The organism is Microcoleus sp. Pol7_A1 (assembly GCF_036701085.1).
In the GTDB taxonomy this organism is placed as follows: Bacteria; Cyanobacteriota; Cyanobacteriia; order Cyanobacteriales; family Microcoleaceae; genus Microcoleus; species Microcoleus asticus.
The window spans coordinates 24,599-31,878 of record NZ_JAUBQD010000072.1 but is presented as its reverse complement, the minus strand read 5'-3'; the positions used below and the strand labels follow the sequence as shown (position 1 = coordinate 31,878).

Sequence of the window (7,280 nt, the reverse complement as noted above, 5' to 3'; positions counted from 1 at the left end):
CCGAAACATAAACCTATTCATATTCACTCATTTATTTATTATACATCGCTGATGTTATTAAATTTTCATTCCTAAGGTAAGACCAGCAATAGTTGTGAGTGCGCCGCACGTATCTCAAGACATTATGATTGTGCCATTGACAAGCAAAACTGCATCCTTACTGGAGGGTGAGTTCGTACTTTCTGAATGGTCAATAGCAGGGTTAAATGTGGCTACAGCAGTCAAGCGAGGTTTGTATACAGTACATGAAAGCTTAGTTGTAAGGACGATTGGCAAATTAGCAGATTCTGATGCTGAGCGACTGGAGCAATCTCTTCGAGGTTGGTTAGGGTTGTAGTGCAGCTATACAGTATAATATTTCCTGTTTGTCGGGTTTCGCATAAGAAGGGCAATCGCGCAATGCCGCAGCTTGTCCATCTTCTCCCCGAAAGATTGCCAGCCACTCTCCGTCCAGCGATCGGGCTAAAACAGTGTTAGGTTGTAATTAGTCGCTCAGTGGGACAATGTACCAGAAATATGCCAATTGCATACAGTATACTTTATGAGGTGGATATTCTGAAAACGCTTTGGGGTAATGTTCGACTAGGGAAAATTGAACTGCTAGAGTCATCATAGTAGTTAAGAAATATTAAAATGCGATGTAGTCATGCAGAAAAATTGGGATAATTGATTACTACAAGAAATCTGTAGTGGATCGTATTGAAATATAGGAGCGAAAGAGCAAAGCGAAAAAAGGAAAGTATTACAATTAAAAGCAACGATTATTCATCTGAGTTTGAGAGAAAATCCAAAGAGAGTTATCCGATGCAAAAAAGTGTCGATGAAAATAACATTAACCCAGGAGAACAGCTAAGGGAATTTATTAAAAAACTTTTCCCTGCTGATGTCAAAAATGACTCCTTTATTTCAAGAATTGATTATATTCTGCAAGCTGATGGAGAATTAATAGATTTAGTTTACAATAGCACCATCAACTATGTATTGAGACGACTGATAGTAACCGCTGATTATTTTCAAAGGAAGTGTAAAAAAGAGGGTAAAGGAGATGAAAAATTAATCACTGATTTGAGAGCTTTCCTGAAGGATGATATGCGCTTCCCGGAAAAGCCTATTGAACGAATTATTTTCTTACTTCGTCAGTGTTTGGATAAGAGAAATGCACAGGTAGCAGACAGCACTAAACATAACATAAGAAAGAGAGCCAGAGATAATAATAAGGCTTGCTATATCTGTGGCGGCGAACTGGAATTTGATACCAGAAAAAAAGACTCATACAACGGCGACGAACTGGACTTTGATACCAGAAAAAAAAACTCATACAACTTGGCCGAAGTGGAGCATAAATGGCCGCAAACAATGGGCGGTGCAAGTGATAATTTTAATCTTGAAGTCGCTTGCTCAACTTGTAATGGTAAAAAGTCCGATCATATAGATGCTAGCGATTTTCATTATGAAAAGATATGTCTCGTAAGTGATGAAAACGATAAACACTTTTCGACGGAGATGAACAGGCAATATGAATTGGCTTTATGGGCTAAAAGAGAATTTAAGTGTTCTATTTGTGGAAAATCAGCAGCCGATGCGGGAAAGTTAAAATTTGGACGCAAAAATCCCAATGATAGTTGGCATTTCTTAAATATAGAGATTTTTTGCGAAAAACATCACAAAATAAGGGGATAGTTATGACTGAACACAGGTGTTATTTTGGCAGTTTAATATCACAGCGCACAGATGAAAAGGTAACTCGTTTTTTTGTTTTTAATGCACGCGCAAAAGATTTGAAAGAGTGGTTGGGGATTCGACGAATAAAAGATGTCAAAAAAGGAGCGCAGCGTGTACTAAGAAAAGCTAGAGCGAGTGCAGTTACAAAATTTATAGAGGCTAGTTCAATCAATACAATTCCTAATAGTATACTTATAGCTTTTGATCCAGGCAAAGCAAAGTTTACCTCTTTAAGTACAAAAATTAGCGAAAGTATTATTCAAACAAATAGTTCATTAGAAAAGCCTGTAAACATATTAAATGGCTGTGATAATCAACTCAATTGGGGAATTATTGAGTTTTCATTTGAACGCAATGAACAAGAGGATGCTAAACCAGCACTTATTGTAGACGGACAGCACCGTCTTTATGGTATGTCTGATTTTTATAAAGAGGATTTACCAATAACTGTTGTTAGCTTAATAGATGCTACTCGTCAAGAACAAGCTTTCCAGTTTATTGTAGTAAATAATAAAGCAGTACGAGTTTCAGCCGAAAATGTCAAATCTATTGTTGCAGATTTTAATGAAGATGAACTTGAGACACGACTTGTACGAGCGCGTGTTAAATATGGTGATAAGCCACTGATACTTGCGTCTCTCAATGATTCTCCATCAAGCCCATTTCAAAATTTATTAGATTGGTCTTATAACAGAGAGATTACAGACGAAAATGCGCTAGTGCCAATTACTGCAATAGAACAAACAATCCGATATATTCGTAAGTCATTTACAGTGCTTGAAAATGATGAAGATTCCTTGATCGAGTTTTTCTGTGCCACCTGGAGAGCGGTGAAAGGAAATTACCCAGAGCTTTTTGGAAAAAATAATCAATTTATGACGAAGGCAAATATTAGTGCTTTCAATGAGTATATCACTGACCGATTAGTATATTTTTGGGAGATGGATTTACTAGATGTATTTGAAAGTGATGAAATTGAAGAAAAAGTGTTAGATATCATTAAACGTTTACCTAAAGAATTTTGGCTAAAAAAATGGGAGCTTAGAATTCAAGACACTCCCTATTTTAGAGACATCATAAAAAATGATTTAAAGACTATAATTACTAATTCAAAATTAGGCAAGGATTGGATGAATGGTTTAGAGTTGATTGAAACAGAGGAATAGAGAATGTCCATATATTTGAAGCACTTCTTTTGCCCTTAAAAATCAAGTTCCAATTGTCTAACTAATCGATCGGGCTGGGCGAGCCGCTCCCCGCCCAGCCCGATCCGTTTACTTCACAGCCACCTTAACTGCACCCTCAACCAACTGCTCGTAATCCTCCAACAACCACGCAGGCAAACAAGTATTCGCATCCTGAACCCGCAACTGTCCAGCGCGACAATACAGCATCGCCGCCAACAAATTATTCACAGCTTTAGGCGTTCCAAACCCTTTACTCAACTCAGCAACCAACGAGTTAAAAAACTCGCGATCGCTCTCATTCAGTGGCTCGTTAATAAACCCGCTGCCGAGCATTGCTTTGTAACCATTGCCAAAATCGCTCCGGTACAAAAGTTCCAGTTGTTCGCCGGAAACGCTCAGCCAGAAATCGGCAATTTGCTTGCGAATATGCCGCAAATCTGCTATTACCAATTCAGCCGTCGGGTCGATTTCATAAAGATTGACGGCAGCAGTTAATTGATTGAGAAACTGCGGCAGATAATCTTGTTTGACAAGTGTTTGTTCGGTTGTCGCAAATGCGGTTTCAAACACCTTTTCGTAATCTTCAAGCAACCACTGCGGCAAGCGGGTGCGAGCATCGGGAACCCGCATTTTTCCCGGAACAAAATACAGCATCGCACCGAGCAGAGCATTGATAGCTAGAGGCTGCACCAACCCTTTGCTAATTTCAGTCAATTTCTGCAAAAACTGCTGTTCGGCTTCAGTCATTGATTCTGCTTGCAAGCCGCAGCTAAGAATTGCTTGATATCCCCTGCGAACGTCTCCTCGGTAAAAATTTTCGAGTTTTTCTGAAGGAAGAGTCAGCCAAAAATCAGCCATTTGTTTTCTGATTTGGCGGAGTTCCAAAACTACCGATTCGTCAGACGAATCTATGCGGTAAAGATTAACGCATCCTAACAGTTGGTTGGAAAATTGTGGCGATTGAATGTATTGAGCTAGCAAATCAGAAGTTGACTCAGACTTGACGGCAGCTTCCGTCTCAAAAACTTGTTCGTAATCCGCAATTAACCAGTGCGGCAAACGGTTGCGAGCGTCGGGAATTCGCATGGTTCCCGGTGGAAAATACAGCATCGCACCCAGTAGAGCATTGATAGCTTTCGGATGCACTAATCCTTTGCTAATCTGGGTTAATTCCTGCAAAAATATTTGTTCGCTTTCCATCATCGGTTGATGTTGGAAGCCACTCTTGAGCAGGATTTGATAGCTGTTACCTGAAGCACTTTTATAGGCGGTTTCAAGGTTTTCGGCGGGAATGTTCAGCCAAAAATCAGCGATTTGTTTGCGGATTTCACGCAGTTCAGATATTGCTGAGATGTTTGATGAGTTTCTTTGGTAAAGTTTGACGGCATTCGAGAGAATCTCGCCCAAATCTGCTTGCTTGGGAATGCTATCCTGTAAGCTGCGGGATGCTTCCTGGTGGCTGGTTTGCCATTTGCCAAAGAGTTCTTGGAATAATTTGCCGATCGCCCCAGAGTATGCAACACTGTCAAAACAGCGCGGATTGCCTTGCATTTTTTGCTGAATTTCCTGCCGTTTTTGCTGCCGCAATTGCGGGTTAGTGCCGAGGGTAACGGCTAGCTGAATGTAAGATGCTTCGTCATACGCAATTAAATCAGACATTTGCAGTTCCCGCAGCATCGCCGAACCTTGGCGGAACCGCAAAGCATTTCCTTCCACAACCACCGCCGGCAATCCTACTTGCAAAGGGTCAATTAACGATGTTGCCCCAGCGTAAGGATAGGAATCGAGATAAACATCTGCTAGCTGCAAAAATTCTTTGACATCCGCGCGGCTTGGCAGTTGTTTTACGAACCGCAAGCGGTTGTTATTCACGCGGTATTTAGCGCATACAGCGTTCATATTGTTGACAAAAGGTGTGGCTGGATAAGTGCGAGTCCAAGCCGGCCCGAAGGGATATAAAATCAAGATGGAATCGGGTACAGCAGCTAGAATCTTTACCCAAATCTCCCTCAATTCAGGTAGAATTTTGTAGAAGTTCGCGCCGGAGATAAAAACTGTTGTTTTGTCGGAAATTCCGAGACTTTGGCGCGTAGGTTTGACTGTAGCTACTTCCGACTCTGTTGCGTATTTGAAACAAAAACCGCTGCCTTCGAGAACAGCCAACTGTTCGCGATATTGTTCTTGATAACTAGCATCCGGCGCGGTAAATTGACCGGCGATGTAGTAATCCATGTGCCGGATTCCGGTGGTTGTCGGGGAACAGAAAGAGGTAGTTTGTACCCTCGCTAAACGGTGCATTGCTAGTGAAGTCAGCGGTTTGTTAATAGCTGTTAAATTCGTACCTAAAAACAGGATATCTAAGTCGTCGGCGCGAATTGTTTGGACTTGCGATGCAAAGTCTTTGGGGAGTGCAACCAGTTTGTCGGCCCGACTTTGACAGTATTGTTCTAATTGGTGGCCGCTGGTGTTGAGCGCGTACAGGTAAATCTCGAACTGGTCGCGGTTTAAATGCTCGAAAACCGGGATTGTAGCGAAGGTTTCGGTTTGCGGCGCGAAATGGTCGTTGATGATGCCGAGGCGGATTTTTGTCCGATTTGGCGATCGCGCCGGGAAGATACAATCAATTGAACAGCCGCGATTTTTGAGTGCAAACTCAATAATTTCCGCCCGTTTGGTGTAAATATCGCGCAGGTTTGCCGTGGTAAAGTACAGCGGGATAAAGTTTGCAACTTGCGAGAAAAATAAAGCTATATTTTGCCAAAGCTGGGAATCGGGATTTTTGAAGATATTGCTGTGGACGTAATCCACCCAGCCTTGGATGAATTGATAGTAACTGTCTGCTTCTCCTCTGGTTTGGAATAGGTTGGGACAAGTAAACATGAATTTGAGATATTCGTTGGCGAACCAATTAGGCAGTGTAGCGCGATCGTACTTGACCGGCAATTGGTGGGCGCGACGGTACAGCATGGCTGCGAGCAGGTAATTGATGGCTTTTGGCTCGTTAAATCCTTTCGCCACATTGGCGGCTAATTCGCTCGCAAAACTCTCTTCTGTATCGGTTAGCGCTTCATCTCTAATCTCGCTAGCCAGCAGCGCTTGGTGGTGTTTGCCTGGATCGCCTGCAAAGGCACTTGCAACTTGTTCGACTGGTACATTCAGCCAGATAGCAGCAATTTGTTTTCTAGCTTGGCGGGCATTTGCTAGTGCGGATAAATCGGTCGGATTTTTCTGGTATTGCTCGATAATGCTTGACAATAAGATTGGAGCTTCCGGCGATTTTGCCGGGATTTGCTGTCCGCTGCCGCAGGCTTGCATCAACGCTGAACTAACTGTTGTTGCCATTTTTGACCAAGAAAATTTGCGGGATTGCCCAAGTCCGGCAGCAATTAACGACCTACGAATATCCGGTTTTTGCACGTCTAGCAGGGCATTTCCCAGTGCATTAACATCATTTTCACCTACATAAAATGCTGCTTCGCCTCCTACTTCTGGAATCGAGCTGTTGGGAGAAGTGACGACGGGACAACCGCAAGTCATTGCTTCCAATATTGGCAGCCCGAAACCTTCATACTTGGACGGAAATATGAGGGCGATCGCACCCGAGTAAGCCGCTCTTAATTCATCGTCGCCCAAATACAGCAGGTGGACGTTTAAACCAGCAGTGTACGGTTGTAATGTAGGCTCTAGCGAAGGTTGACCGCTAGTACAAACAACATCAAATCCCGACTTGCTGCTGAGTCTCGATAAAGCTTGAAAAAAAGTAATTGTATTTTTATAACCGTTGAACCCCAATCTTTCTCCAACTATTAAAAAGTAGGGTTTATCAATCCGGTGTGCAGTTTTAAATGCTTCTATTTCTGGTATACTAGAAGGATAAAAATGTTTTTGAATGCCGCAGTGAGCGACAGTAATTGATGCGGGAGATATTTCGGGAAAAAACTTTACTAAGTCGCGGGCCGTGTTTTGGGAAATGGCGATGTAGGAAGATGCTTGGCGGATAGCATGATGTTTTTCTCGCCACATGGGATTATTCAGGTCGCCTCCCGTAACTTCGGGTATCATGTCGTAGGCGACAAATGCCGATCGCGTCGAAAAAGGTGTTGTATAGTAGGTAGAAACAAATAAATCTGCATTTTCTCGATCGCAGATTTGCTGCAACATTTGTCTGTCAGCATCAGTTTTGTTGTAATCGTAAACTGGAATCGAGCGATATTGAATGCCGGCAATCTTTGGTGTTGTGCCGGCGCGATCGAGCATTACTATATTCTGAGCAAAACCGTCTTTTACCCATTCTTCCATCAAAGACTGCCAAACGCGAGCAATCCCGCTTTTTTGCTGGCTTTGAAAAAATATGCCGTCAATAACTATTTT

3 protein-coding genes and 1 pseudogene are annotated in these 7,280 nt (G+C 42.4%); 3 read left to right on the top strand and 1 reads right to left on the bottom strand.

Annotation, left to right across the window (positions count from 1 at the left end):
• Positions 1–61: 61 nt before the first annotated feature.
• From QUA20_RS27290 to QUA20_RS27280, 3 genes are all read left to right on the top strand, one after another.
• Positions 62–337, top strand: coding sequence for a type II toxin-antitoxin system PemK/MazF family toxin (locus QUA20_RS27290; RefSeq protein WP_333192924.1), 276 nt, complete (start codon positions 62–64; stop codon positions 335–337).
• Positions 338–804: 467 nt separating this feature from the next.
• Positions 805–1,680 (top strand): HNH endonuclease, encoded by an 876-nt coding sequence (locus QUA20_RS27285; protein ID WP_333192923.1) that lies wholly within the window; start codon positions 805–807, stop codon positions 1,678–1,680.
• Between the two features lie 2 nt (positions 1,681–1,682).
• Positions 1,683–2,888: a DGQHR domain-containing protein gene (locus tag QUA20_RS27280; RefSeq protein ID WP_333192921.1), complete on the top strand. Its 1,206-nt coding sequence runs from the start codon at positions 1,683–1,685 to the stop codon at positions 2,886–2,888.
• Positions 2,889–2,996: 108 nt separating this feature from the next.
• On the opposite strand, the pseudogene QUA20_RS27275 reads toward QUA20_RS27280, so the two are convergent.
• Positions 2,997–7,280 (bottom strand): annotated as a pseudogene (locus tag QUA20_RS27275) (O-linked N-acetylglucosamine transferase family protein); the annotation flags it as partial.